A 25667-nucleotide genomic window follows, 5' to 3' on the forward strand; every position below is an offset into this window, starting at 1 on the left:
TGATGGCGGTGCCGTGCTGGTCATCATGAAAAACGGGGATATCCAGTGCTTCCTTGAGAGCATCCTCGATCTCGAAGCAGTGCGGCGCGGCAATATCCTCGAGATTGATACCGCCAAATGTAGGAGCGATCTGCTTGACTGTCTCTATGAATGCCTGCGGGCTGGGTGAGTCTACTTCAATATCGAAGACATCGATGTCAGCAAAGTGTTTGAAGAGTACCGCCTTGCCTTCCATGACGGGCTTGCCCGCAAGTGAACCGACATTACCCAGGCCGAGCACTGCAGTGCCGTCGGTGATGACGCCAACCAGGTTGCCTTTGGCCGTGTAGCGATAGGCGTCTTCGATGTTATCGGCTATGCGCCTGACCGGTTCCGCAACGCCCGGTGTGTAGGCAAGCGACAAATCGTGCTGAGTTCTGGTCGATTTGGTGACTTCTGTGGCGAGTTTGCCGGGCTTGGGCTGCTCGTGGTAAAGGAGCGCGGCGTCGTTGATCTCTTTGTCGGCGTTGTCTGTCTTGCTCATCAGCTGATCCTTATTTGCTTGACGGGTGTTGTTGTCATGATGGTTAATAAATAGAAGATTACTGCAAAGCAGCATCCGTACTGCTGATTATGCACCATTTTTCATTGAGCACAAAAAAAGGCACCGCGAGGTGCCTTTTCGTTCGCTTGTGTTGCGCTTTTATCGAGCGTAACGCTTGCGGAATTTGTCCACACGACCGCCGGTACTGGCAGCTTTCTGCTGGCCAGTGAAGAATGGGTGGCAAGCAGAGCAGACTTCAACGGCCAGGTCTTTGCTCAGCGTTGATTTGGTCTCGAAGCTGTTGCCACAGCTACAGGTCACTGTGATCTCATTGTATTCTGGATGGATGTCTGCTTTCATTGCCTTACACTCAATCGTCCACAAAATCGGGAATCGCGAGATTCTACAGAAGCCGTTAGCCGGGCGCAAGGCTTTTTACGCCGGTTTACAAGAACTCCAGCAGAAATCCGACCACATCACTGGATGAGCTTTCTACCAGGAAGCTGATCTCAACCTCTTCACCCGCTCCTATGACGCCTTGACCGCCATTTTGAAGGTAGGCTTCCGGATTGATTCTCTGGCGCACTCGGCTGATGCCGTATTTATCCGTCAGGGTCAGTTCGATCGTTGGATAGGGCTGAGGCCAGATTGCCCGGTTGGCAACAGTCAGGTGCAGATCGAACAGGTTGTCGCTGTTCTCGACACGTGTGAAGAGACGGTTGGTCAGTTCAAGTTCCTGTGGCGAGCGAATCATGGGGGGCGTCATGCCAAAGGTTTCACTGACAGAGGCCATGGTTTTGTAGACCGCCGGGTTGTCACGGAAGGACCAGGCGAGTTGCAAGCATAAAACCAGAACCAGCAGGCCGACAGTTATCTGCCAGCCTGGCCTGCTGCGGGTTTCTTCTTGCGCAGTCTCAATTCTGACTTCGGGCGCATCGACCGGGACTTCCCTTGGCGAATGAATCGCTGCAGGCTGCCTTTCTGCTTTCCTGGGCTTGCGATCTGGCCTGAGTCCGCGAATTGCCGTGCTGTAACCACGACCTGTTCCGGATTCAGTTGCACTATGCTTGTCTTTTCTGACTCTTGGCGTGAGATGATCCAGGTCAGGCTGTTGTTCAGCAGTGACACTGTCGCTTGCGCCTTTATCTCGTGCGAGCGGGGCCGCGCCTGCTTTGCGTGCCGGAGCAGGTCTGGGCTTGGGTATTCGTTCATCCTTGGGCTCTGGCTTGGGTTCAGGCGCTGGCTCAGGCTCAGGCTCAGGCTCAGGCTTTGTGTGGCCCCCGTCTATGGTGTGCGGAGTTTCCGGGGCAGTCTCACGTGTTTCTTCCGGGGAGGATTCACTGGCCTTTGCAGCTGCACCGGGAATCGTGAAGATCCCCTGGCACATGGCGCAATGGGCATCCTGACCGATCTTCGCAGCAAGGGCGGCCGTCATGCGGTAGGTTGCACCGCAATGCGGGCACTGAATTGCTCCTTTCAATACCATGATTCTGACCGGGCTAGCGCTGCTTAAACATAGGCCAGCCACTCTTCATGCTTGGCACTGCGTCCGTGCACAACATCAAAATAGAGCGTCTGCAGCTTTTCTGTGATCGGACCGCGTGATCCACAGCCAATTGTGCGCCCATCAAGCTCACGGATCGGTGTGACTTCGGCTGCTGTACCGGTAAAAAAGGCTTCATCGGCTATATAGACTTCGTCACGTGTGATGCGCTTTTCAATCACAGGCATTCCCAGTTCATCAGCGAGTTGCATGATGGTGCGGCGCGTGATGCCATCGAGAGCGGATGCAAGATCGGGCGTGTAAATTTTTTCATCGCGAATGATAAAGATGTTTTCACCGCTACCCTCCATGACAAAGCCGTTGGCATCCAGCAGTAAGGCTTCATCATAACCTGTGTCGAGCGCCTCTTTCAGGGCCAGCATGGAATTCATATAGTTTCCGTTGGCTTTGGCGCGACACATAGTAATGTTGACATGGTGGCGCGTGAATGAGGAGGTGCGAATGCGAATGCCCTTGGTCATGCCTTCTTCACCGAGATAGGAGCCCCAGTTCCAGGCAGCGATCATGACGTGAGTACGCAGGTTGTCCGCACGCAAACCCATTTCTTCAGATCCGTAGAAGACCATTGGGCGGATATAGGCTGATTCAAGACTGTTCTCACGCACCGAGGCAAGCTGCGCCTGGTTGAGCGTGTCATGATCAAAGGGAATTTCCATGCCGAGAATATGTGCAGATTCGAACAGGCGCTTTGTATGCTCTTCGAGACGAAAGATTGCCGTGCCTTTTTCTGCATGATATGCGCGCACACCCTCGAATACGCCCATGCCGTAATGCAGTGTGTGGGTGAGTACGTGAACCTTGGCATCTCGCCATGGAACCATCTCGCCATCAAGCCAGATCAGGCCGTCACGGTCTGACATAGTGGGCTGGGTCATCGGGGGTCCTCTTTTTTCGTGGAAGAATTCAACTTAATTTTTGATTATACTGAGTGTAAGTATGACTTGTCATTGTGTAGTTGAAAAAATAGTATCGCAGTCGTGCTGTTTCAGGGTGCTGTGAAGCAGAAAGCCACGCAATACGGTCGGGTGATTCATCAGGTTACAGGTTCCTGACTCTTGGTGTTAGAGTTGTTTGATGGGTATATGTGAGCAGGCAAATCGGGTGAAAAAACAAAAAGATGGCCTGCCACCCGAAATTAGTCTACAATATAAGTATTAGCTAATAAAACGATAGAGCTCGCAACACGGGTTCACTGGCTGTTCCTTTTTCTGCTGAGAAAATAATGGTTGAAGAGATTAAAAAAAGCTTTCCGATAAGCGAGGACGAGAACGTACGCGAACAGCAGTTTCGCCGTGCTGTCAGTTCGTTTGAGGGAATAATTCTCAGCCAGATTGAGATGAAGAACAAGCTGGCTGTCCGGCTTAACTACAGTATCGTTGCGGGCATCCTCATTCTCGGCATGATCGCTATCTCGATCCTGATCCTGCTGCTGACACTCTCCTCCCAGGTCAACCGGATGAATTCGGTGGTGACCGATATGAACCATAACTTTACCCAGGTCGCCGACCAGATGACGGCCATGAAAAGTTACGTCGGTTCCATGGAAACGCGCGTGGCGCAGCTTAACGAAATACGTGATTACACCTCAATCATGGAGTCGGAGATGGAGTTCGTCTCTGCTGACATGGACGATATGCTGACCAGGATTAGTGGTATCGGCAAGAACGTGCATGGTGTTCGCACCAAGGTTGATAATATCTCCAACACAGTTGATCGAATGGATTTTGAGGTGGTGCGCATGCGCTACGATATGAAGGATATGGCAAGACCTTCGCGTACATTGAACAAAATGTTCCCTTTTCTGGATTAGGAGTCTGAACCATGACAGAAGAGAATATTAACCAGGGAACATCAGATTCTGAACGTTGTGATTCCAGGGAGACCTGGATCAAGGTAATCGGAAAGTTGGGGCGTGAAACACAGCTTCACCTTGATGAGCGCTATCGCTCATTCCAGATTACTGACTATATTATCCATGCAGTCTCAATGATGTTGGCGATTCTTGCGATCTTCAACGTCTACTATGTGACGGTGCTCTATCGTGATCTCAATGGCATTGTCGAGAACATGGATTCGATGCATGCCAACCTGCAGGTTATTCGTGCCGACATGGTCGAAATTACAGGTACCGTCAGTGATCTCAATAGTCACATCAGCAACATGGACGAGATTACCGGCCACATGGGAAGCATGACAACCAGGCTTAGCAACGTACGCCATAACATGGATGGCATCTCCGAACATATGGGTGCGATTGCCGAAGAGATGGGATTGCTGGATACCGGTATGTCTAATATCGACTACCGCTTTAATAATATGTCATACAGCGTTTCCAGCATGCGTTACGAGACACGTCAGATGGCGCGTCCGATGAGTATAATGCCCTGAAGTCGTTGATTTTCATTCAACGGGCGCTACTTCCACTTCCGCAGTAAAAATAAAAAAATGATTTTTTGGCTTGAAAAGGGTTGCGTTATAGGATCAAATAGCAATCACATTTCTGGCCAAAAGGCCGAGTTACAGTGGTTTCTGGTCAAATCCTGGCATAAATAACAAGTACATGATCTGATCTGATGCCGTATACATGCGCGTTGATTCCTCGCAGCATGTTATCCCGGAATTCGCAAATACGGAGACTTTCATTGAGCGAAACTATTATAGAAGTGACAGATGATTCATTTGAGGCAGACGTTCTCAATTCGAGTGAACCGGTACTTGTAGATTATTGGGCCGAGTGGTGTGGCCCATGCAAAATGATTACACCGGTACTTGAAGAGATTGCAGGTGAATATACCGGCAAGCTCAAAGTGGCCAAGCTGAACATTGACGATAATCCTGACACGCCACCAAAATTTGGCATTCGTAGTATCCCGACACTGATGATATTCAAGGGCGGTGAAGTTGAGGCAACCAAGGTTGGTGCACTGTCCAAGTCGCAGCTGACCGCATTTATCGATAGCAACCTGTAAGGTAGACTCCTTGCCGCCCTCGTGGCGGCAGGGTTAATTAATAACAACTCCAGAAAACAACCCTCACCAACGGATGTCTTCGAGCATCTCAAATTCTGACCTCCAGATGAAGAACGACAAATGAATCTTACCGAACTGAAAAAAATGCCCATCCCGGAACTGGTAAAACTTGCACAGTCGATGGATATCCAGGAAACCGGACGCTCACGCAAACAGGACCTGATTTTTTCCATCCTCAAGGCGCACGCCAAAAAAGGGGAAGATATCTACGGAGATGGTGTCCTCGAGATACTCTCTGATGGTTTCGGCTTTCTGCGCTCTGCAGATAGTTCTTTCCTGGCCGGGCCGGATGATATCTATGTTTCACCGAGTCAGATTCGTCGTTTCAGCCTGCGTACCGGTGACAGTATTTCAGGAAAAATTCGCCCACCGAAGGAAACGGAGCGTTATTTCGCGCTGCTGAAAATTGATGAAATCAATTTCGACAAGCCGGAAAATGCCAAGAACAAGATTCTTTTCGAGAACTTCACGCCACTGTTTGCGAACAAGAAGTTCAAGCTCGAGGTCGGCAACGGCAGTACCGAGGATATTACCGCTCGTACGATTGAACTGGTTGCGCCCATCGGCAAGGGTCAGCGTGGTCTCATCGTATCGCCTCCCAAGGCCGGTAAAACCATGCTGATGCAGAACATTGCACAGAGCATTGCCAATAATCACCCCGAGGTGCACCTCATTGTGCTGCTGATTGATGAGCGCCCTGAGGAAGTAACGGAGATGGCGCGCTCGGTACGAGGTGAAGTTGTTTCATCAACCTTTGATGAACCAGCAGCACGTCACGTACAGGTTGCCGAGATGGTCATCGAAAAAGCCAAGCGTCTTGTCGAGCACAACAAGGATGTCGTTATCCTGCTTGACTCGATTACTCGCCTGGCACGCGCATACAACACGGTTGTGCCATCGTCAGGCAAGGTGCTTACCGGTGGTGTTGACGCCAATGCACTACAGCGCCCCAAGCGTTTCTTCGGTGCGGCACGTAACGTTGAAGAGGGTGGCTCGCTGACAATTATCGCAACTGCACTGGTCGATACGGGCTCGCGTATGGACGATGTTATCTACGAGGAGTTCAAGGGCACAGGTAACATGGAAGTGCATCTTGATCGCCGCATTGCCGAGAAGCGCATCTTCCCGTCTATCAATATCAACCGTTCTGGCACACGTCGCGAGGACCTGCTAATGCCAGCAGTCGAGCTGCAGAAGATGTGGATCCTGCGCAAGATACTCCATCCGATGGACGAGGTCGCTGCGATGGAGTTCATGTTTGACAAGCTCAAGCAGACCAAGACCAATGATGAATTCTTCGAGTCGATGAAGAAGAAATAGTCATCATGCCAGGCATGATGCGCCAGCCAGTAACAGCCATGATTCTCGCTGCCGGACGCGGCGAGCGCATGCGCCCCCTGACAGACCATACACCCAAACCCCTGCTGCCAATTGCCGGCAAGCCGCTGATTGCCCATCATATTGAACGCCTCGCCAACGCAGGTTTACGTCAGCTGGTGATTAATCATGCTTGGTTGGGTGAGCTGATTGAGACTGCGCTTGGCGACGGCTCTGCCTACGGTGTTGATATCTGCTACTCGGCCGAGGGTGAGGCGCTTGAAACCGGCGGTGGGATTTTCAGGGCGCTGCCTCTGCTCTCGGATCCTTTTCTTGTGATCAACGGCGATATCTGGATGACACCGGATTACGCATCACTTCAGATCGAAGACGACGATTTTGCACACCTGTTGATGGTGGATAATCCACAACACAATCCGCAAGGTGATTTCGCCTTGGAACAGGGGCGCTTACAGCAGCAGGGTAAAACAAGACTGACATTCAGTGGTGTCGGTATATATCGCAAGTCGCTGTTTGAAGGCTGCAGTGACGGCAAATTTGCGCTCGCTCCACTGCTGCGCAAGGCGATGGATGCGGGACGTGTCGGCGGTTCGTACTACCAGGGCACCTGGATTGATGTCGGTACTCCCGAGAGACTTGAAAAACTGGACAGGATGTATGTCTAACCTTTGTTAGTCCTCGTGATAACTGTAACCACTCAGCCCGGATGAAAGCTCCTCCAGCCAGTCACAGCAAACACTCTCCTCGAGCTCTGCATTTCTGATTGATTTCTCGTAGCTTTTGAGCATCTGTTGCGGATTAAAATGGACATATTCCAGCAGTTCATCGATGGCATCGCCTTTTTCGATTTCTGTTATTTCAAAACCATCCGCAGTGATCTCGACATTAATGGCATGCGTGTCACCAAACAGGTTGTGCATGTCGCCGAGGATCTCCTGGTACGCGCCGACCAGGAAAATACCGAGAAGGTAATTGCTTTCATCCGTTGCATGCAAGGGCAGGGTTGATTCAATGCCGTCAGCATCAACATAGTTGCTGATACATCCATCGGAGTCGCATGTCAGGTCATGCAGTATCGCGTTGCGCTGTGGCGCTTCATTTAGTCTTGTCAGCGGCATGATGGGGAAGATCTGGTCAATTGCCCAGACGTCAGGTGTTGACTGAAACAGTGATAAATTGATGAACAGCTTTTCCGCAAGCTGCAGGTTGAGGCGATCAAGCAGATCCCTGTCGCGTCGCCTGTCGGCCCTGAGGTGAGGGCGGATCAGTTGACACAATGTGATATAGAGCTGTTCTGCCTGGCTCCACTGCTGCAGGTTGATATCTCCACTCTCGAACAGCATCAATGACTCATCCAGAAGGTGTCGTGCCTCTTCATGGATCTCATTTGGCGACTGTAACTCCAGCTGATGTTGCAGTTCGAACAGCTTGGCGATCGTGCTGCATGAATCTTTGGTAGCTAGATCAGGGGTGTTTGAAGCCACCGGGTCACTGTCGATAATGTTAGTGATCAGCACGGCATGATGGGCAGTCAGGGCCCTGCCTGATTCGGTGAAAATATCAGGCTCCGGAATTCCGTTACTGCGACAATTGTTTTGTATACCCTCGATAATGGTGCGGGCATAGTTCTCAAGACTGTAGTTTATGGAACAGTAGTGACGTGAAGCTGTGCCCTCGTAGTCGATGCCGAGACCGCCACCGACATCAACGATATTGATGTCTACCCCCAGGCTGCGGAGTTCTGCATAGTAACGACTTGCCTCGTTCACACCTTTTGCGATGTCACGCAGGTTGGGGATTTGTGAGCCGATGTGAGAGTGCAGCAGTTGCAGCCAGTGTAAGTGTTCGCTGCTCTTGAGTTGTTCAACCAGGGTGATCAGCTGGGTTGCTGTCAGCCCGAACTTTGCTTTCTCACCGCCTGAGTTTTGCCAGTTGCCGGCTGCTGATGCAGCGAGCCGCACGCGGACACCGAGCAGTGGCTCGACCCCAAGTGAGGCGCATTCCTCTTCAATGAGCTGCAATTCGCTGGCTTTCTCAATGACGATGTAGAGCTGTAATCCGAGCGCCCGCCCGATTAGTGCAAGACGGATATATTCACGATCCTTATAGCCGTTGCAAACAATCACGTCGCCCATTTCGGACAGCGCCATGACTGCCATCAACTCAGGTTTTGAGCCTGCCTCGAGACCAATACAGCCTTTTCCGCCGGCGACAAGTTGCTCGATGACGGTGCGCTGCTGGTTGACCTTGATCGGATAGATGCACTGGTAATTTCCCTGGTAACCAAGCTCATTGGCGACACTGCTGAAGGTGTCACACAGGCTTCGTGCGCGGTGGCGAAGAATGCCGGGAAAGCGCACCAGGAGCGGAAGGTCCAGTTGCTTGTTCGCAGCAGATGCGGCTATATCGACAAGTGCCTGGCGGTGACCGTCGAGATTGGCCTCGAGATGCCCGCAAGCGGAGATGGAAAAATAGCCGTTACCCCAGCGTGCAACGCCATAGTGTTGTTTTTTATCCGGTTCGTTTTGCATGGTTCCAGTTGTCACTTGCGCCCCGAAGTGTTGAAGGATAATGTTCGCTGATTACACACCGCAAAGATAGCTGAAATGTTAGACAGGAACTGGTTTTCAGAAGCGATGGACGGGACTGGCTCGGCCTTCTCGCTCAAAATCACCGGCAAGTTACATGAGGAGACCTCGGAATACCAGAAGATCGAGGTCTACGAAACGTCAGACTGGGGCAACCTGATGGTGATTGACGACTACACCATGGTGTCGACACGGGACAATTTTCTCTACCATGAAATGCTGTCGCACCCGGCGCTTTATACTCATCCGCAGCCGAAGAGTGTTGCCATTATCGGTGGGGGAGACTGCGGTACACTGCGCGAGGTGCTCAAGCATGCAGAAGTCGAGCATGCTACCCAGATCGATATCGACGAACGTGTGACCCGTGTTTCCGAGATGTACTTTCCCGAATTGTGTGAATCGAATAACGATCCACGTGCCGAGTTGTTATTTATCGATGGTATCAAGTGGATGCAGGAGGCGCAGCCGGGATCACTTGATGTGATCATTGTCGACAGCACCGATCCCGTTGGTCCCGGTGAGGTTCTCTTCAGTGAGGCTTTTTACAAAGCCTGTTTCAATGCACTCGGGAAGGATGGTGTTCTGGTCCAGCAGAGTGAGTCTCCGTTGTTACACCAGGAGCTGATCAGGCGCATGAGTTCAGATATGCACAAGGCCGGTTTCTTCGCGACACGCCTGCTTAGTTTTCCGCAACCGATTTACCCGTCCGGCTGGTGGTCTGCAACAATGGCGGGGAAGAGCGGGCTCGACAGTTTTCGTGCTGATGCTGCCAGGGAACGATCTTTTGAAACGCGTTACTACAACGAGGCGATCCATTTGGGGGCGCTCGCAACGCCACAGTTTCTGCACGATCTCTGAATGCTCTGAAGTGCTAACAGCTTTATTTACCCTCACAAAAAAGCCGGGGCAGAGCCCCGGCTTGTTGAGTTGAAGAGTCGGAAGTTATCAGTTTTTGACGAATTCCGGATAGGCTTCGAGTCCGCATTCTGCGAGATCGACGCCTTCATACTCTTCCTCTTCACTGACACGTACACCCATGATGATCTTGATGATCAGCCAAGTGATAAGACTGGCTCCAAAGACCCATGCGAAGATTGTGCCTGCGCCAACCAGCTGACCGACGTAAGTGGTTCCGTCATTGGTCATCGGTACCGCGATCAGGCCCCAGAGTCCGGCAACACCATGTACTGAGATAGCACCGACCGGATCATCAATCTTGAGCTTGTCTAGGGTGATGATCGAGAACACCACGATCAGGCCACCAACAGCACCGATCAGGGTTGCTTCCAGCGGACTAGGTGTGTCTGGACCGGCAGTGATTGCAACCAGTCCGGCAAGTGCGCCGTTGAGCAGCATGGTCAGATCGGCCTTGCCGAACAGCATGCGTGCAGTAACCAGTGCAGCGACTGCACCACCCGCAGCTGCGGTATTGGTATTCAGGAATACCATGGCAACCGAGTTGGCGCTGGCGATGTCGCCCAGTTTGAGTACTGAACCGCCGTTGAAACCGAACCAGCCCATCCACAGGATGAAGGTACCGAGAGTAGCCAGTGGCAGGTTGGCACCCGGGATCGGGTTGATTTTGCCGTCAGTCGAGTACTTGCCTTTACGTGGTCCGAGAACCAGTACTGCTGCAAGGGCAGCTGCTGCACCAGCCATGTGGACGATGCCTGAGCCGGCGAAATCAGTGAAGCCGAAATCATCACCAAGGCTGAAGAGGCCGAAGACGGATCCGCCGCCCCAGGTCCAGTTGCCTTCCATCGGGTAGATGAAGCCGGTCATGACGACTGCAAAGACCAGGAAGGCCCACAGTTTCATGCGCTCGGCCACAGCACCGGAGACGATCGACATGGCTGTTGCCACGAATACCACCTGGAAGAAGAAATCGGATGCGCCTGAATAGACAGAGTCACCGCCGAAGCCGTTTTCTGCAGAGGCTGCGAGTGCGTCATCAACGAGTGAGTCACCACCTGCAATTCCACTCAGGAAGAGGTCGCCGCCATACATGATCATGTAGCCGCAAATTAGGTACATGATGCACGAAACAGCAAACAGGGCGACGTTCTTGGTCAGAATTTCGGCTGTATTTTTGGATCGAACAAATCCTGCTTCCAGCATTGCAAAGCCTGCCGCCATCCACATGACGAGGGCGCCGCTGACCAGGAAGTAGAAGGTGTCGATCGCGTACTGAAGTTCAAATATCTGGTTTTCCATTGTCATTTTCCTCCGAGCGATTAAATGGCATCTGGACCGGTTTCACCGGTGCGGATACGCACGACCTGCTCGACGCTGGAGACAAAGATTTTGCCATCTCCGATCTTGCCGGTTTGTGCTGCGGTTGAAATCGCCTCGATCACCTGGTCGATCAGATCAGCAGGGACCACGGCCTCGATCTTGGTTTTTGGTAGAAAGTCAACGACGTACTCTGCACCACGGTAGAGTTCTGTGTGTCCTTTCTGGCGTCCAAAGCCCTTGACCTCGGTGACCGTGATACCGGACAGGCCGAGATCGCCGAGTGCTTCACGTACATCATCGAGCTTAAAAGGCTTGATGATCGCTGTTACCATTTTCATAACTGTTTCTCCTATTCAGATTATTTCGGCGGACCGATCAGAAGCTTTTAGACCAGGAAACGACGACTTTCAGATCGTCATCATCAAACGGGTTCTCTTCGGCTTGCGAGATAGTGAAAGTGAAATCGCCGAATTCGCCAGCACTCTTGGTGACGTCAACCTGGCCGTGGGAATAATCAAGATTGTCTTCGAAGTCGTAATGACCGACGGTTGCACTGATGTTCCAGCTTTCTGCAGGTTCAAAGCCGGCGCTTGCCCAGTAGTAGAGATCGCCATGATCAGACCGGTCTGCGGCGACTGTGTAGGCAATACCGCCTGAAACGGGGCCATAACTCAGGTTCAGATAGAGTTCTGTGAAATTGGAATCTTCGTAATCATCTGACGGGTAGATGTAGGAGATAACACCAACATCATAACCAAGGCCGCCGTCGAGTTCGTTTGCATAACCACCATAGATATCAAGCTCAACAGCGGTTGTGCCCCAATCGATGTTGGATGCCCAGGTGCCGAGGTAGAAGCCGTTCTCGTGAGCGTAGTCAATGCCGCCTGAAATTGCAGGTCCGTCATCTGTCTGGGATGTGCCGCGCCACAGGTAGTTTGAGGTTACGCCGATATTGGCTGTGATCTCTGCCTGGGCAGTTGGCAATGCTGTCATGGCGAGTGCGCATGCTATTGCTGCATAGCTCTTTTTCATAAGTGTTCCCCTTCAATCGTGTTTAATAAAAAATCGTTAACATTTCTGTCACGTATTTGTTTTATGCAAGGGACGTGCCAACACTGTTTTTTTCTGACTTATTTGCGAAATTTGGTCAAATCCGCATTGGATGCACTATTGTGAGGCGCTCATCCGGTGCCTGCGCTCAATGTTTGTGCATTCTGCAAGGTAGTTATTTCAGATTTAGAAATGGCGGGAAGATTGATGCTGCAGTTATGTAAAAAGTGTATGAACAGGCTTGCGTTTCCACTCTTTGCGTGAAATGATTACCAATATAATTGAGTATAAAAAATCGATACTCTACAAGTGTCTGCTAATAGTATATGAACAGATGCATTACATCGTTTAGGGGAGAGGTTCATTGGCCTTACAGATGTTAAAACTCTCGAGTCAAAAGGCCAACCGGGTTAAATCTGACTGACATGGAAGCGCTTTTCGGAATGGGCCCAAAAAGCCTGCTGGGCATTGATATTGGAACCTCGGCAGTCAAATTATTGGAGCTGGAACCGGGTTCCAGTGGGAATGATTTCGCGCGAATCAAATCTTTATCGGTTGTTCCTCTGCCTGAAGGCGCGGTTGAGGGCAAGCAGATCATTGATCCTGATGCTGTGGTCGCTGCACTGGCAGAGGTAGTTAAATTAAGTGGCTCGTCTGTTCGTTCAGTTGCAGCAGCCGTTTCTGGTGTTACCGCGATAACGCGTATTCTGAAACTGCCTGCAAACCTGAGTGACAGGGAGATGGAGACAGAGGTTGAGTTTGAGGCGGATAAGAAAATCCCCCAGCCGCTTGACGAAATTCGCTACGACTACGACGTTCTCGGCCTCTCTGAAGCGGATCCAGATACAGTTGATGTTCTGTTGGTCGCCTCGCGTGAAGATGTGGTTGGTGAACTGACATCGATATTGGAATTAGCCGGCCTGAAACCTGCCGTGATTGATGTTGAGTCCTATGCAATCAATCATTGCTACAACCTTGTTCGTCATGATGGTGAGCCTGAATGCGTTGGCGTGATTGATATTGGTGCATCAAGTATCGATTTCCATGTCATGAAAGGCGAAACAGTCTCTTACACACGTGAATACAATTTTGGCGGGCGTGCCTTGACAAGAGCCTTGCAGGGACAATATGGGCTCTCTTTTCAGGAGGCTGAAGAGGTTAAGCTTGAAGGAAATTGGCCCAGTGGTGCGCGAGAAGGTGTGGTGCAGGATTTTCTTGCCAGCCTTACACAAGAGGTTCGTGGTGCATTGCAGATTTACCAGGCGGCAGGCAAGGGCGAAAAGATATCGCACCTCTACCTGGCCGGAGGCTGCGCAGCCATGCCTGGTGTTGAAAAGGCGATTGGTGAAGTGCTTGATATTCCCGTGTCGGTGCTCAATCCGTTATCAGGTATGAAGCACCCAAGGCGTGTCTCTGGGACTAGCATGGAAATGATGGGGCCAGCGATGGTTATTGCCTGTGGGCTGGCAACGCGGAGGCCTGATTGATATGGCCAAAATCAATCTTCTTCCATGGCGTGAAGCACAACTCCTGCGACGTAAGAAAGAGTTTTTTATCTCCTTGCTGGCCGGGATTGTACTGACCGTATCGCTCATGTTGGGCTGGCATTTTCTCAATGAGAGGATCAAGCAGATCCAGCAAGAACGGATAGATCGTCTGAATGCGGAAATTGCTGTTGTTGATAAAATACTTGATGAGATAAAGGATATTGACAGGACGCGTAAGCGTCTCCAGATCAAAATTGATGTTATCCAGAAGTTACAGCGTAGTCGACCTGAATCTATTCACCTGATGGATGAGATGGTAACAATGATGCCTGAGGGTGTATTGCTGGACAAAATCGGCCAGACCGGGGATAAAATCGAGATTGAAGGTACGGCACAGTCGAATACCCGCGTTTCTGCCTTGATGAGAAATATTTCGGAATCGAACTGGATTGATAATCCGCGCCTGCACGTGATACAGAACACCCAGGCAGCAGAAGGTGGAGACAACCGCTTCAGATTGGTCTTTTCCCTGAAGCGTGAGGAGAGTGCCAAATGAGCCTGTCCGATATCAATGATCTTGATTTTTCGAGAATCGGTGAATGGCCGGTTATCTTCAAGTCGATTATCATCTTGCTACTGTGTGCCTCGATCGCTGGTGGCTGGTTCTATTACGACATCATGAAGCAGCAAGCGGAACACAAGAGATTGCGCGCGCAAGAGATGGAATTACGCACCCAGTTCGAATCCAAGCAGGCCAAGGCGATTAACCTTGAAGCTCACCGGCAACAATTGGAGGATATGCGCAGGGCATTTGGCGTGATGTTGATGCAGTTGCCGGAAAAGAGTGAAGTGGCCAATTTGCTGATTGACGTTTCTCAGGCAGGCCTGTTGGCGGGCCTGGAATTCGAGTTGTTTCAGCCCGCAAAGGAAGTGGCTAAAGAGTTCTATACCGAGTTACCGGTCAAACTCCGGGTCATCGGCGATTATCATGAATTTGGTGAGTTCATCAGTACACTGGCATCGATGCCGCGTATCCTCACTGTGCATGACGTCAAGATATCCCGTGTTAATGAGTCTCTGAGAATGGACGCGGTTGCCAAAACCTATTATTACACAGAGGACGAAGCTTTTACTCCTAAGGATGGTGGCAAGTGACCTGTCGTTTTCTGCTGCTAACTCTTCCGATTCTGCTAGTGCTCGGTGGCTGCAGTGGCCGCGATGACCTTGATGCCTATATTCATGAAGTGAAAAGTCGTCCAGCGGGGCCAATAGAGCCGATTCCAACCTTCGAACCGCCAGAGATCTATCTCTATGCGTCCGGGGATCTTAATGCGCGAACACCTTTTATAGTGAATGAACTGATCATTGACATGGCCAGGGATGACAATGGCATTATTCCTGATCAGTCCAGACCGCGCGAGGAACTGGAGCAGTTTTCACTGGATACGCTTAGAATGGTCGGTACCCTTGAGCTTGGTGGTGTAAACTACGGTTTGGTCAAAAACAAGGAAGGCACGGTTTTCAGGGTGCGTGAAGGGAACTACATGGGGCAAAACCATGGACGCATAACCGGGATTTTTATGGATCGTGTCGAATTGATAGAGATTATCGGTGATCGAATGGGTGGTTATGTAGAGCGCGATTCATCGATTGCACTGGGTGAAAGGTAGCGGAGTAACGGGGCGATTTATGTGGTTTTCAAATAGAGAGGCAGGTATTGTGACAGGCATGAAAAAGATAACTGCTATGTTGACTGGCATGACTGCACTCCTGTTGTTGCTTACCGGCAATCAGGTCTATGCGGCTCAGTCACTGATAAAAGTCACCAGTACAGAGCTGGAGCCGGGTGTTGTACAAATAGTCGTCGAGGGCAGTGAGCCCTTTGCAACTACACCTGCAAGTTTTGCGGTTAATGCGCCGCCGCAAATTGTCGTCGACCTAAAGGGCTCGAGCTCACTCGATAAAAAGCTCTTCACGGTTGGCAAATCATCGGTCAAGAATATTGTCGTGGTTGAGTCGAATGGCCGCGCAAGACTGGTTGCCAGGCTTGATAGTCAGCAGCCCTACGAGTTAGATACAGACAGCAACAAACTGATTATCACCATTGGCAAGGCGGCATCTCGTCCGGTAGTGAAAGTTGATCAGAAAGTATTGGAAGCAGCAGTAGAGCAGACGCTGGCAAGTGAGGCGCCTCCGCAAAGTGCAGTTGAGATTCCGGTTGTCGCGGAAGAGCCTGCAACCGAAGCTCCGGCTGCAGCCACAGCTGACAGTGGCAAACTGTCACTCAATTTTCAGGATATCGAAGTACGTTCTGTACTCCAGTTACTGGCCGATTTTACCGGACTCAACATGGTTGTCAGCGATTCGGTTACCGGCAATGTCACTCTCAGGCTCAAGGATGTTCACTGGCGCCAGGCGCTGGATATCATCCTCAAAACCAAGGGCCTCACCATGCGTGAGGACGACAATATCATTATGGTGGCGCCGACGCGCGAAGTAACCGAGCAGGAGCAACTCGCGGCACGTGCCGAAACCAAACTTCAGGAGCTCAAGCCACTGACATCCGATCTCGTTCGTGTCAAGTATGCCAAGGCGAGTGAGCTTGCTGAATTGCTTAAAACCGAGTCCAACAAGCTATTGTCTGATCGCGGCAGTGTTACTGTTGATGCCCGCACCAACACGCTGTTGCTGCGTGATACCGAAGAGTCACTAGTGGAGATACGGGCCCTGATCGACCAGCTGGATCGACCCATCAAGCAGGTGATGATCGAGGCACGTATTGTTCTCGCGAATGATGATTTTGCCAAGGAGCTTGGGGTTCGTCTTGGGTTTGATACACAAGAGGCGGTATCCGGAAATACAGTGACACTGGAAGGTGGTACATCCGCAGGGCATTTGCCAGGTACTGGTACAGCGGGTGGATTTCTTTCATTCAGTATAGCAAATGGACTTGATATACTTGATCTTGAGCTGGCCGCCATGCAGACGGAAGAGAAGGGCGAAGTGATCTCCAGTCCGCGTGTTGTGACTTCCGATCAGAACACGGCCATTATCAAGCAGGGTGTCGAGATACCTTACCTGGAAGATACCTCCAGTGGTGCAACCAACGTTACCTTTAAAGATGCGGTACTCAAGCTCGAGGTGACCCCGCATATTACACCGGACAATAAGGTCATAATGGACCTGATTATCAATAAGGACACTCCCAACTTTGCCGAGGCACTTGGCCTCAATCAGAACGTGCCGATCGATACCCAGTCAATCGAGACCAAGGTGCTGGTCGGTGACGGCGATACTATCGTCCTAGGTGGTATTTTCGAAACACAGGACACCACATCTGTCGACAAGGTGCCTGTACTTGGCGATATTCCAGGACTGGGCGCTCTGTTTCGCAAGAACACCAATACAGTGGATCGTAGTGAGCTGATGATTTTTGTTACGCCTAAAATTCTGCGTCGATAAACGGAATATTTCGCGATCATGCCGTTTATTGGACGATTCTGGGGCGATTTTCAACGAAATCGACAAGATAAATCATATGCGGGCTTGCAACAGCAGGGTCATTGCAGTTATCTTTGCGCCCCATGAAAGTTCCTAGCAAAATATTTATCGTCGGCCCCATGGGGGCCGGAAAGAGCACCATTGGCAAGCAGCTTGCTGCAATTCTCAAGCTCGAATTTCTCGATACCGATGCTGATATTCAACGTAGAACGGGTGTAGATATCCCGACTATCTTTGAATATGAAGGTGAAGAGGGGTTTCGCAAGCGCGAGGCAGCCGTGATTGAAGAGCTCACAGAAAAAGACCAGCTGGTACTTGCAACAGGTGGAGGCGCGGTGACGGTTGATTCCAACCGCCGCAACCTTGCCGCACGTGGTTTCGTAGTCTACCTGGAGTGTTCCATTGATCAGCAGTTCGAACGTACCGCCAAGGACAAGGGTCGTCCGCTGCTCGATACTGAAGATCCGCGTGCCAAGCTGGAGGCCCTGATGGAAGAGCGTGACCCGCTCTACCGTGAGACTGCAGACATGGTGATTTCGACTGAGCAACGCGGTGCATCCACGGTTGCCAAGGAGATCATCAGACGCATCGAGGAGGTCTGAGTATGAAAAAGCTGACGGTCGATCTCGGCGAGCGCAGCTACCCGATCATGATTGGTCGCAACTTGATGCGGCATCCGGAATCCTATACCCCGTGGATTCGATCAAAGCAGGTGATGGTGGTCACCAACGAAACAGTCGCGCCACTCTACCTTAACCAGGTGCTTTCAGCGCTAGGTGATTTTCAGACTGCAGAAGTCATTCTGCCAGATGGCGAGCGCTACAAGAACCTCGATTTCCTTACCCAGATTTTTGACGCATTGCTACAGAACCGCTTCGATCGCAGCTGCACATTGCTTGCGCTTGGTGGGGGCGTGATTGGTGATATGACCGGGTTCGCTGCCGCCAGCTATCAGCGCGGTGTCGATTTCGTACAGGTCCCAACCACGCTCTTGTCCCAGGTTGATTCATCCGTAGGCGGCAAAACAGGTGTTAACCACCCGCTAGGAAAAAACATGATCGGCGCATTCCATCAGCCGCGCTGCGTGGTGGCGGATACGGGATCACTCAATACACTGCCTGATCGGGAGCTTTCGGCAGGGCTTGCAGAAGTGATCAAGTATGGACTCATCAATGACCTTGAGTTTCTGAAGTGGCTGGAGCAGAACATGACATCACTGCTTGAGCGTGATGCCGATGCACTTGCCCACGCCATTGAGCGCTCCTGCCAGAACAAGGCAGCAATTGTCGCAGCTGATGAGCGTGAAGCAGGACAGCGTGCCTTGCTCAACCTCGGGCACACTTTTGGCCACGCGATCGAGGCGGGCATGGGTTATGGCGAGTGGCTTCATGGTGAGGCTGTCGCAGCTGGCATGTGCATGGCCGCAGAAATGTCCCGGCGCATGGGATGGATCAGTCGTGAAGATGTAGAGCGTATCAGGCGCCTGATTGATGCAGCTGGCCTGCCTGTCGACCCGCCTGAAACCCTTTCCGGGGAACGTTTCCTCGAATTAATGGCTGTTGATAAAAAAGTCCAGGCTGGCAAACTGCGCCTCGTTTTGATGCAATCGCTTGGCCAGTCGGTACTTGTTGACCAGTTCGAGCGGGATGCGCTTGAGGCGACTGTTTTCCGCGATTAGGTACCGGAATAGGTGGGCTGTATTTGCTGCTAGTGCATAACCGCCTTTCCCTGATATAATCACACCCCTTTTTCCGCTCACCCAGTTGCAACCAGGAGAGATCGTGGCTGTACGGGTGTCGGCGTGCAATTCGCCAGCGGCTTTTATACGAATTTGAATAATGAGGTGGTTTGTAATGAACCAGGGCTGTTTGCCGCCTAGACAAGGTCTGTATGATCCAGCAAATGAGCATGACGCCTGTGGTGTCGGTTTCGTCGCTCATATCAAGGGTAAGAAAAGTCACGAGATTGTCAGCCAGGGGCTGACCATCCTTGAGCGCCTGACGCATCGTGGTGCTGTTGGTGCCGATCCCAAGGCGGGTGATGGCGCTGGCATGCTGATGCAGATTCCTGACGCTTTTTTGCGTGAAGTTTCCGCTATCGAGCTACCAGCCGAGGGGGCATACGGTATTGGTATGCTGTTTCTTCCCCAGGAGGAGGCTTCGCGCACTGCGCTTGAGGCACTTGTTGAAGAGATAGTCACAGCAGAGGGCCAGAGCGTGTTAGGTTGGCGCACCGTGCCAGTTGACAACAGCTCACTTGGAGTCAGTGTCAAACCGACTGAACCAGTTGTTCGCCAGGTCTTCATCGGACGTGGTGAGGGAACGGCTGACCAGGATGCACTGGAACGCAAGCTGTTCGTGATACACAAGCTCATCGAAGGGCAGTCCAAACAGCGCGAACTTGCAGGTGTTGAGCAGTTCTATGTTAACTCGATGTCCTCCAGAACAATCGTCTACAAGGGCATGCTGCTGGCTAACCAGGTTGGTGAGTACTATATCGACCTGAAAGATGAACGCGTTACCTCTGCACTGGCACTGGTGCACCAGCGTTTCTCGACCAATACATTCCCGACCTGGGATCTTGCACACCCGTTCCGCATGATTGCGCATAATGGCGAGATCAATACCATGCGCGGCAACGTTAACTGGATGGCAGCACGCCGCCAGTCGATGGCGTCTGACATTCTTGGTGAAGACCTAGACAAGGTATGGCCGCTGATTCCGGAAGGTCAGTCGGACTCTGCCTGTTTTGACAATGCACTTGAACTGCTGGTTGCAGGTGGCTATTCACTGATTCATGCCATGATGATGCTGATTCCCGAGGCATGGTCCGGTAACAAGCTGATGGATGACGACCGTCGTGCTTTCTACGAATATCATGCTGCCCTGATGGAGCCATGGGACGGGCCGGCAGCAGTTGCTTTCACCGATGGACGCCAGATCGGTGCAACCCTCGACCGTAACGGTTTGCGCCCTGCGCGTTACCTGATTACCGATGATGATCTTGTTGTCATGGGTTCAGAGATGGGTGTGCTCGAGATTCCAGAAGAGAAAATCATCAAGAAGTGGCGCCTGCAGCCCGGCAAGATGTTCCTCATCGACATGGAGCAGGGCCGCATCATTGATGATGCAGAATTGAAAGCAGAACTGGCCAAGGCACGCCCTTACCAAGAGATGCTCGACTCAAGCCAGATTCATCTCAACGAACTCACCGATCCGGTGACCACGGCAATGTGCCCTGATGATGACCTGTTGCTCGATCTGCAGCAGTCATTCGGTTACACCCAGGAGGACATCAAGTTCCTGCTAACGCCAATGGTGGCAACTGGCCAGGAAGGAACCGGTTCCATGGGTGCGGACAATCCGCCCTCAGTGCTGTCAAACAAGTCAAAGCACCTGTCGACCTACTTCAAACAGAACTTTGCCCAGGTGACCAATCCGCCGATCGATCCGATTCGTGAAGAGATTGTCATGTCACTGGTAACCCTGATCGGTCCACGTCCTAACCTGCTCGGCCTTGATGACGACGGCGCTTACATGCGACTCGAGGCAAGCCAGCCGGTACTCACCAACGAGGACCTGGAGCGCATTCGCAGTATCAAGGATCGTGCCGGTGGCGCCTTCAGAACCAAGACCCTCGACATCTCCTACCCGGCGGATGTCGGTGCCGATGGAATGCGAGAAGCGCTTAATGATCTGTGTGCTGATGCAGAGAAAGCGGTGCTGGGTCATTACAATATTCTGATTCTTTCAGACCGCAGGGTCGATACAGACAGTGTTGCGATTCCAGCCTTGCTGGCAACTTCCGCCGTTCATCACCATCTGATCCGCAAAGGCCTGCGTACTGATACCGGGTTGGTCGTTGAAACAGGTGCTGCACTTGAAGTACACCACTTCGCAACGCTTGCCGGTTATGGTGCAGAGGCAATCAACCCCTGGCTGGCGTTTGAGACCATCAAGTCAATGTATGATCGAATCGATGGTGTTGACGACTATGCAACGGCAAAGGATCGCTACATCAAGGCGGTTGGTAAAGGGCTCAAAAAAGTTATGTCGAAGATGGGTATCTCGACATACCAATCCTACTGTGGTGCTCAGATTTTCGATGCTGTCGGACTCGCGACGCCTTTCCTGCAGGAGTATTTCACCGGCACGACGACCACGATTGAAGGTATCGGGCTCGACGAAGTCTCTGATGAGGCATTCCGCTGGCACCAGGATGCGTTCGGTGACAAGCAAATCTACACAAAGCATCTCGATGTTGGCGGCGACTACGCCTTCCGTCATCGCGGTGAGGCACATAACTGGACTCCGGAGAGCATTGCCAAACTGCAACATGCAGTGCGTGCCAACGATGCATCGACCTATGCAGAGTTTACCAGCCTGATTAATGACCAGAGCGAGCATCTGCTGACACTACGCGGCCTGATGGATTTCAACTGGGCTGAGACAGCTGTTCCGCTCGAAGAGGTTGAGCCTGCTAAAGAGATCGTCAAACGTTTTTCTACCGGCGCCATGTCGTTCGGGAGCATCTCCTACGAGGCGCATTCAACACTCGCGGTCGCCATGAACGCACTCGGTGGCAAGTCCAATACTGGTGAAGGTGGTGAAGAGCCGACACGCTTCAATCCGCTTGAAGATGGCTCCATGAATCCGGAGCGCTCTGCGATCAAGCAGGTCGCCTCCGGCCGTTTTGGTGTGACTACCGAGTACCTGGTCAACTCTGACGATATTCAGATCAAGATGGCACAGGGCGCCAAGCCCGGTGAAGGCGGACAACTGCCAGGCCACAAGGTCAATGCGCAGATTGCACGCGTACGTCATTCAACCCCTGGTGTCGGTCTGATTTCACCGCCACCACACCACGATATTTACTCGATCGAGGATCTTGCGCAGCTGATTCACGACCTCAAGAACGTACAGCCGAAGTCACGTATTTCGGTCAAGCTGGTTTCCGAGGTGGGTGTAGGTACAGTTGCAGCCGGCGTCTCCAAGGCGCACGCAGATCACGTCACTATCTCCGGTTACGATGGTGGTACAGGTGCATCTCCGCTGACCTCTATCAAGCATGCCGGCTCTCCATGGGAGATTGGCCTTGCTGAGACTCACCAGACACTGGTGATGAACAAGCTGCGTGGTCGTATTGCCGTACAGGTAGACGGTGGACTGCGAACCGGTCGTGATGTGGTTATCGGTGCGCTTCTGGGAGCTGACGAATTTGGTTTTGCCACTGCACCACTGATTGCAGAGGGCTGCATCATGATGCGCAAATGCCATCTCAACACCTGTCCAGTCGGTGTCGCAACCCAGGATCCAGAACTGCGCAAGCGCTTCACAGGCAAGCCTGAGCACATCATCAACTACTTCTTCTTCGTTGCTGAAGAGATGCGCCAGATCATGGCGAAGCTCGGATTCAGGAGCGTTGAGGAGATGATTGGTCAGAGTGATCGTCTCGATATGCGCAATGCGATCAACCACTGGAAAGCGAAAGGGCTCGATTACTCTCGCCTGCTGCACAAGCCGGAGGCTGATGCAGACGTAGCGATTCGCCATACTGAGAGCCAGGACCATGGTCTCGACAAGGCGCTTGATCACGAACTGATTGCCCAGGCTCAGCCTGCGCTCGAGAAAGGCGAGAAGGTCACGATTGACATCAACGTCTACAACAACAACCGTACATTCGGCACCATGCTCTCCGGGCGCGTTGCCGAGAAGTATGGTCACGCAGGCCTGCCTGATGACACCATTCACGTCAATGCAAAGGGTACTGCTGGCCAGTCTTTCGGTGCCTGGGTGGCCAAGGGTGTCACCGTTGAGCTTTCAGGTGAAGGTAACGACTATGTCGGTAAGGGTCTCTCTGGCGGACGTTTGATCATCTATCCTCCGCAGGAGTCGAAGATCGGCAAGGCGGAAGAGAACATTATCGTCGGTAACACCGTGCTTTACGGAGCCATCGGTGGTGAATGCTACTTCCGTGGCGTCGGCGGCGAACGTTTCGCTGTACGTAACTCGGGTGCCACAGCTGTTATCGAGGGTGTTGGCGACCATGGTTGTGAATACATGACCGGCGGCATTGTCGTCTGTCTTGGTGAGACCGGACGCAACTTCGCAGCTGGCATGTCTGGTGGCATCGCCTACGTCTTTGACGCAAAGGGTGACTTCGAAAACCGCTGCAACATGGCGCAGGTTGAACTTGAGCCTATCCTTGCAGAGGATGAAGCGCTTGAGTCAAGCGATCACATGGGCGGCGACCTGGAAACCAAGGGGCGTGTTGATGTCAGTCACGACATGACGCGTTTCGATGAGATTCGTTTACGTCAGCTGATCGAGAATCATCTCGCCTACACCAATTCGGAAGTTGCTCGCCGCATTCTCAATCACTGGGACGAAATGCTGCCGAAATTTGTTAAAGTGATGCCTGTTGAATACCGCCGTGCATTGATGGAAATGCAGGCGCAGCAGGTTTCCGATACCAAAGTTGCCTAGCCCGGGGGAAAGTAAGAGATGGGTAAACCAACAGGATTTATGGAATATGAGCGCAAGGACCGCACCTATACACCGGTCAGCGATCGTATTACCAACTTTGCTGAATTTGTCATTCCGCTTTCTGATGACGAGCTGGGCACCCAGGGTGCTCGCTGCATGGACTGCGGTATTCCTTTTTGTCACCAGGGTTGTCCGGTTAATAACCAGATCCCTGACTGGAATGACCTGGTCTTTCATGGTGACTGGCGCGCAGCATCGGACACGTTGCATTCGACCAATAACTTTCCTGAGTTCACCGGACGTATCTGTCCGGCACCATGCCAGGAGTCTTGCACTCTGAACCTGACTGATGAGCCAGTGAGTATTAAAAGCATCGAGTGCGCCATTGTCGACAAGGCGTGGGAAGAGGGCTGGATCAAGCCGCTCATCGCTGAACACAGAACCGGCAAACGTATTGCCGTGGTAGGTTCTGGTCCGGCGGGTATGGCATGTGCTCAACAGCTCGCGCGCGCGGGTCATGATGTCACCCTGTTCGAGAAAGAGCCGCGTATTGGCGGTCTGCTGCGATTCGGTATTCCGGACTTTAAACTCGACAAAAGCATTATTGACCGTCGTATGAGCCAGATGCGCGCAGAGGGCGTTGTCTTCAAGTCACGCACGCATGTCGGTGTTGATATCAAGGCAACTGAAATTCTCGACACTTTCGATGCAGTCGCATTAACAGGTGGTTCTGAAAAGGCACGTGATCTGCCAATTCCGGGACGCGACCTTAACGGTGTCTATTTTGCTATGGACTTTCTCAAGGCGAACACCAAGCACGTGCAGGGTGTTCATGGCGAAGAGGATGTGATCTCGGCCAAGGACAAGCATGTGGTTGTCATCGGTGGTGGTGATACGGGTTCTGACTGTATCGGTACATCCAACCGTCATGGTGCAGCATCTGTTACTCAACTCGAGATTTTGCCACAGCCCCCCGAGAAAGAAGACAAGGGTACCGTGTGGCCGGATTGGCCAAACAAGATGCGCACCTCGACTTCACAGGAAGAGGGTTGTGAGCGTATGTTCTCTGTTGCTTCGAAGGAGTTTATCGACGATGGGGAAGGTAACCTCCTCAAGGCAGTCAAGTGCATCAAGGTCGAGTGGAACAAGGATGAAAGCGGAAACTGGCAGATGAGTGAAGTTGCCGGTTCCGAATTTGAACTGCAGGCGGATATCGCTACCCTGGCAATGGGTTTTGTCCATCCTGTGCATGAAGGTATGCTCGAGCAGCTTGGTGTTGAGCTGGACGGGCGTGGCAACGTGCAGGGTGAAACCGAGGGTGAGAAGGCCTATTACACCTCGATGGACAAGGTGTTTTCAGCTGGAGATATGCGCCGTGGTCAATCATTGGTCGTATGGGCAATTCGCGAAGGACGCCAGTGTGCGCGTTCAATCGATGAATACCTGATGGGGTCGACTGATTTGCCACGCTGAGTTTTCTCATTAAGCGCTTATGATATGCCGGCCTTGAGTCGGCATTCTTTTTAGTGTCGTTCCACGACAGGTTTTATGTTGAAAGCGCGCGGTGGCGCGCACCCACCCTACTTTCTTGTGCTGACAAGAAAGTAGGCAAAGAAACAGCTCCTTACCAGCTCCTGATCGCACGCGACTTGGTCATCACAGCGCGAAAAAAACTCGCGATCTTCGATCACTCAGACAGTTTTTCGCTTATTCCTGTGATGCCCTGCGCCACGCACGGGCGCCGATAACGGAGAGTCCTCTGTTCCATGGGCTGTTGAAGAGTTGCTTCCTACGCACACGTATTCCCTTCGTCATGCCGGCCTTGAGCCGGTATCCATGAGACATGTGCTGTTCTTGATGGTCCCCG

The 25667-nt window shown here is 52.0% G+C and carries 23 protein-coding genes and 1 pseudogene; 15 read left to right on the top strand and 9 right to left on the bottom strand.

Annotation, left to right across the window (positions count from 1 at the left end; all coding sequences use genetic code 11):
- The 4 genes and pseudogenes from BOW51_RS00005 to BOW51_RS00020 all read right to left on the bottom strand — a co-directional run.
- A pseudogene (locus BOW51_RS00005) lies at positions 1-523 on the bottom strand (malate dehydrogenase); the annotation flags it as partial.
- 159 nt (positions 524-682) lie between these two features.
- Positions 683-883 carry a 50S ribosomal protein L31 gene (gene rpmE, locus BOW51_RS00010; RefSeq protein ID WP_043116417.1) on the bottom strand — a complete coding sequence of 67 codons (201 nt, stop codon included), beginning with the start codon at positions 881-883 and terminating at the stop codon, positions 683-685.
- An 85-nt stretch (positions 884-968) separates the two neighbouring features.
- Positions 969-2003, bottom strand: a complete 1035-nt coding sequence (locus tag BOW51_RS00015; RefSeq protein ID WP_135567970.1) for a zinc-ribbon and DUF3426 domain-containing protein — start codon at positions 2001-2003, stop codon at positions 969-971.
- A gap of 29 nt (positions 2004-2032) precedes the next feature.
- The gene (locus BOW51_RS00020; protein ID WP_078475820.1) at positions 2033-2962 is read right to left on the bottom strand and encodes a branched-chain amino acid transaminase; all 930 of its coding nucleotides are present in this window, start codon (positions 2960-2962) and stop codon (positions 2033-2035) included.
- Between the two features lie 347 nt (positions 2963-3309).
- On the opposite strand from BOW51_RS00020, the gene BOW51_RS00025 reads away from it, so the two are divergent.
- The 5 genes from BOW51_RS00025 to murU all read left to right on the top strand — a co-directional run bounded on the left by BOW51_RS00025 (position 3310) and on the right by murU (position 7119).
- Entirely contained in the window at positions 3310-3897 is a 588-nt protein-coding gene (locus tag BOW51_RS00025; RefSeq protein ID WP_078475821.1) for a hypothetical protein, read from the top strand.
- 11 nt (positions 3898-3908) lie between these two features.
- Positions 3909-4475, top strand: coding sequence for a hypothetical protein (locus BOW51_RS00030; protein ID WP_078475822.1), 567 nt, complete (start codon positions 3909-3911; stop codon positions 4473-4475).
- A 254-nt stretch (positions 4476-4729) separates the two neighbouring features.
- A complete protein-coding gene (gene trxA / locus BOW51_RS00035) occupies positions 4730-5056 on the top strand; it encodes a thioredoxin TrxA (protein WP_078475823.1) in 327 nt (108 codons plus the stop codon).
- A 120-nt stretch (positions 5057-5176) separates the two neighbouring features.
- Positions 5177-6436 carry a transcription termination factor Rho gene (gene rho / locus BOW51_RS00040; protein WP_078475824.1) on the top strand — a complete coding sequence of 420 codons (1260 nt, stop codon included), beginning with the start codon at positions 5177-5179 and terminating at the stop codon, positions 6434-6436.
- A gap of 5 nt (positions 6437-6441) precedes the next feature.
- A complete protein-coding gene (gene murU, locus BOW51_RS00045; protein ID WP_370738141.1) occupies positions 6442-7119 on the top strand; it encodes an N-acetylmuramate alpha-1-phosphate uridylyltransferase MurU in 678 nt (225 codons plus the stop codon).
- Between the two features lie 6 nt (positions 7120-7125).
- Here murU and speA read toward each other — a convergent pair whose 3' ends face one another.
- Positions 7126-8985, bottom strand: coding sequence for a biosynthetic arginine decarboxylase (speA, locus tag BOW51_RS00050; RefSeq protein ID WP_078475825.1), 1860 nt, complete (start codon positions 8983-8985; stop codon positions 7126-7128).
- A gap of 75 nt (positions 8986-9060) precedes the next feature.
- On the opposite strand from speA, the gene speE reads away from it, so the two are divergent.
- Complete coding sequence (gene speE / locus BOW51_RS00055; protein ID WP_078475826.1) at positions 9061-9900, top strand: polyamine aminopropyltransferase; 840 nt, start codon at positions 9061-9063, stop codon at positions 9898-9900.
- A gap of 87 nt (positions 9901-9987) precedes the next feature.
- Here the strand turns inward: speE and BOW51_RS00060 are convergent, their stop codons facing one another.
- Genes BOW51_RS00060 through BOW51_RS00070 form a run of 3 tightly spaced genes read right to left on the bottom strand, consistent with a single transcriptional unit; the run spans position 9988 to position 12309 of the window.
- A complete protein-coding gene (locus BOW51_RS00060; RefSeq protein ID WP_078475827.1) occupies positions 9988-11256 on the bottom strand; it encodes an ammonium transporter AmtB in 1269 nt (422 codons plus the stop codon).
- Between the two features lie 20 nt (positions 11257-11276).
- The gene (locus BOW51_RS00065) at positions 11277-11615 is read right to left on the bottom strand and encodes a P-II family nitrogen regulator (protein ID WP_078475828.1); all 339 of its coding nucleotides are present in this window, start codon (positions 11613-11615) and stop codon (positions 11277-11279) included.
- 37 nt (positions 11616-11652) lie between these two features.
- The gene (locus BOW51_RS00070; protein WP_078475829.1) at positions 11653-12309 is read right to left on the bottom strand and encodes a TorF family putative porin; all 657 of its coding nucleotides are present in this window, start codon (positions 12307-12309) and stop codon (positions 11653-11655) included.
- A gap of 461 nt (positions 12310-12770) precedes the next feature.
- Between BOW51_RS00070 and pilM the strand changes: the two genes are divergently transcribed.
- The 9 genes from pilM to BOW51_RS00115 all read left to right on the top strand — a co-directional run bounded on the left by pilM (position 12771) and on the right by BOW51_RS00115 (position 25273).
- Positions 12771-13814: a type IV pilus assembly protein PilM gene (gene pilM, locus BOW51_RS00075; protein WP_167367186.1), complete on the top strand. Its 1044-nt coding sequence runs from the start codon at positions 12771-12773 to the stop codon at positions 13812-13814.
- A gap of 1 nt (position 13815) precedes the next feature.
- On the top strand, positions 13816-14370 hold the full coding sequence (locus BOW51_RS00080; RefSeq protein ID WP_135567971.1) for a PilN domain-containing protein: 555 nt from the start codon (positions 13816-13818) through the stop codon (positions 14368-14370).
- Entirely contained in the window at positions 14367-14969 is a 603-nt protein-coding gene (locus tag BOW51_RS00085) for a type IV pilus inner membrane component PilO (RefSeq protein ID WP_078475832.1), read from the top strand. The genes BOW51_RS00080 and BOW51_RS00085 overlap by 4 nt, the downstream gene beginning before the upstream one ends.
- Positions 14966-15484 (top strand): pilus assembly protein PilP, encoded by a 519-nt coding sequence (locus BOW51_RS00090; protein WP_078475833.1) that lies wholly within the window; start codon positions 14966-14968, stop codon positions 15482-15484. Before BOW51_RS00085 ends, BOW51_RS00090 begins: the two co-directional genes overlap by 4 nt.
- 58 nt (positions 15485-15542) lie before the next feature.
- Positions 15543-17276: a type IV pilus secretin PilQ gene (locus tag BOW51_RS00095; protein WP_217349014.1), complete on the top strand. Its 1734-nt coding sequence runs from the start codon at positions 15543-15545 to the stop codon at positions 17274-17276.
- A gap of 122 nt (positions 17277-17398) precedes the next feature.
- Positions 17399-17917, top strand: coding sequence for a shikimate kinase AroK (aroK, locus tag BOW51_RS00100; RefSeq protein ID WP_078475835.1), 519 nt, complete (start codon positions 17399-17401; stop codon positions 17915-17917).
- A gap of 2 nt (positions 17918-17919) precedes the next feature.
- Positions 17920-18993 carry a 3-dehydroquinate synthase gene (gene aroB, locus BOW51_RS00105; RefSeq protein ID WP_078475836.1) on the top strand — a complete coding sequence of 358 codons (1074 nt, stop codon included), beginning with the start codon at positions 17920-17922 and terminating at the stop codon, positions 18991-18993.
- 175 nt (positions 18994-19168) lie between these two features.
- Entirely contained in the window at positions 19169-23800 is a 4632-nt protein-coding gene (gene gltB, locus BOW51_RS00110) for a glutamate synthase large subunit (protein WP_078475837.1), read from the top strand.
- 18 nt (positions 23801-23818) lie between these two features.
- Entirely contained in the window at positions 23819-25273 is a 1455-nt protein-coding gene (locus tag BOW51_RS00115) for a glutamate synthase subunit beta (RefSeq protein WP_078475838.1), read from the top strand.
- Between the two features lie 234 nt (positions 25274-25507).
- Here the strand turns inward: BOW51_RS00115 and BOW51_RS11050 are convergent, their stop codons facing one another.
- Complete coding sequence (locus BOW51_RS11050; RefSeq protein WP_167367187.1) at positions 25508-25645, bottom strand: hypothetical protein; 138 nt, start codon at positions 25643-25645, stop codon at positions 25508-25510.
- Positions 25646-25667 lie beyond the last annotated feature (22 nt).

The sequence above is a fragment of the Solemya elarraichensis gill symbiont genome (genome assembly GCF_002021095.1).
In the GTDB taxonomy this organism is placed as follows: Bacteria; Pseudomonadota; Gammaproteobacteria; order Chromatiales; family Chromatiaceae.

Excerpts from the sequence above, each read along its gene's own strand:
- gltB (WP_078475837.1), top strand. The coding sequence starts at position 19,169 with ATGAACCAGGGCTGTTTGCCGCCTAGACAAGGTCTGTATGATCCAGCA.
- BOW51_RS00020 (WP_078475820.1), bottom strand. The coding sequence starts at position 2,962 with ATGACCCAGCCCACTATGTCAGACCGTGACGGCCTGATCTGGCTTGAT.
- BOW51_RS00030 (WP_078475822.1), top strand. The coding sequence starts at position 3,909 with ATGACAGAAGAGAATATTAACCAGGGAACATCAGATTCTGAACGTTGT.
- murU (WP_370738141.1), top strand. The coding sequence starts at position 6,442 with ATGCCAGGCATGATGCGCCAGCCAGTAACAGCCATGATTCTCGCTGCC.
- BOW51_RS11050 (WP_167367187.1), bottom strand. The coding sequence starts at position 25,645 with ATGTCTCATGGATACCGGCTCAAGGCCGGCATGACGAAGGGAATACGT.
- pilM (WP_167367186.1), top strand. The coding sequence starts at position 12,771 with ATGGGCCCAAAAAGCCTGCTGGGCATTGATATTGGAACCTCGGCAGTC.
- BOW51_RS00085 (WP_078475832.1), top strand. The coding sequence starts at position 14,367 with ATGAGCCTGTCCGATATCAATGATCTTGATTTTTCGAGAATCGGTGAA.
- rho (WP_078475824.1), top strand. The coding sequence starts at position 5,177 with ATGAATCTTACCGAACTGAAAAAAATGCCCATCCCGGAACTGGTAAAA.
- speA (WP_078475825.1), bottom strand. The coding sequence starts at position 8,985 with ATGCAAAACGAACCGGATAAAAAACAACACTATGGCGTTGCACGCTGG.
- BOW51_RS00070 (WP_078475829.1), bottom strand. The coding sequence starts at position 12,309 with ATGAAAAAGAGCTATGCAGCAATAGCATGCGCACTCGCCATGACAGCA.
- BOW51_RS00025 (WP_078475821.1), top strand. The coding sequence starts at position 3,310 with ATGGTTGAAGAGATTAAAAAAAGCTTTCCGATAAGCGAGGACGAGAAC.
- BOW51_RS00115 (WP_078475838.1), top strand. The coding sequence starts at position 23,819 with ATGGGTAAACCAACAGGATTTATGGAATATGAGCGCAAGGACCGCACC.
- BOW51_RS00065 (WP_078475828.1), bottom strand. The coding sequence starts at position 11,615 with ATGAAAATGGTAACAGCGATCATCAAGCCTTTTAAGCTCGATGATGTA.
- speE (WP_078475826.1), top strand. The coding sequence starts at position 9,061 with ATGTTAGACAGGAACTGGTTTTCAGAAGCGATGGACGGGACTGGCTCG.
- aroB (WP_078475836.1), top strand. The coding sequence starts at position 17,920 with ATGAAAAAGCTGACGGTCGATCTCGGCGAGCGCAGCTACCCGATCATG.
- BOW51_RS00095 (WP_217349014.1), top strand. The coding sequence starts at position 15,543 with ATGAAAAAGATAACTGCTATGTTGACTGGCATGACTGCACTCCTGTTG.
- aroK (WP_078475835.1), top strand. The coding sequence starts at position 17,399 with ATGAAAGTTCCTAGCAAAATATTTATCGTCGGCCCCATGGGGGCCGGA.
- rpmE (WP_043116417.1), bottom strand. The coding sequence starts at position 883 with ATGAAAGCAGACATCCATCCAGAATACAATGAGATCACAGTGACCTGT.
- BOW51_RS00060 (WP_078475827.1), bottom strand. The coding sequence starts at position 11,256 with ATGGAAAACCAGATATTTGAACTTCAGTACGCGATCGACACCTTCTAC.
- BOW51_RS00080 (WP_135567971.1), top strand. The coding sequence starts at position 13,816 with ATGGCCAAAATCAATCTTCTTCCATGGCGTGAAGCACAACTCCTGCGA.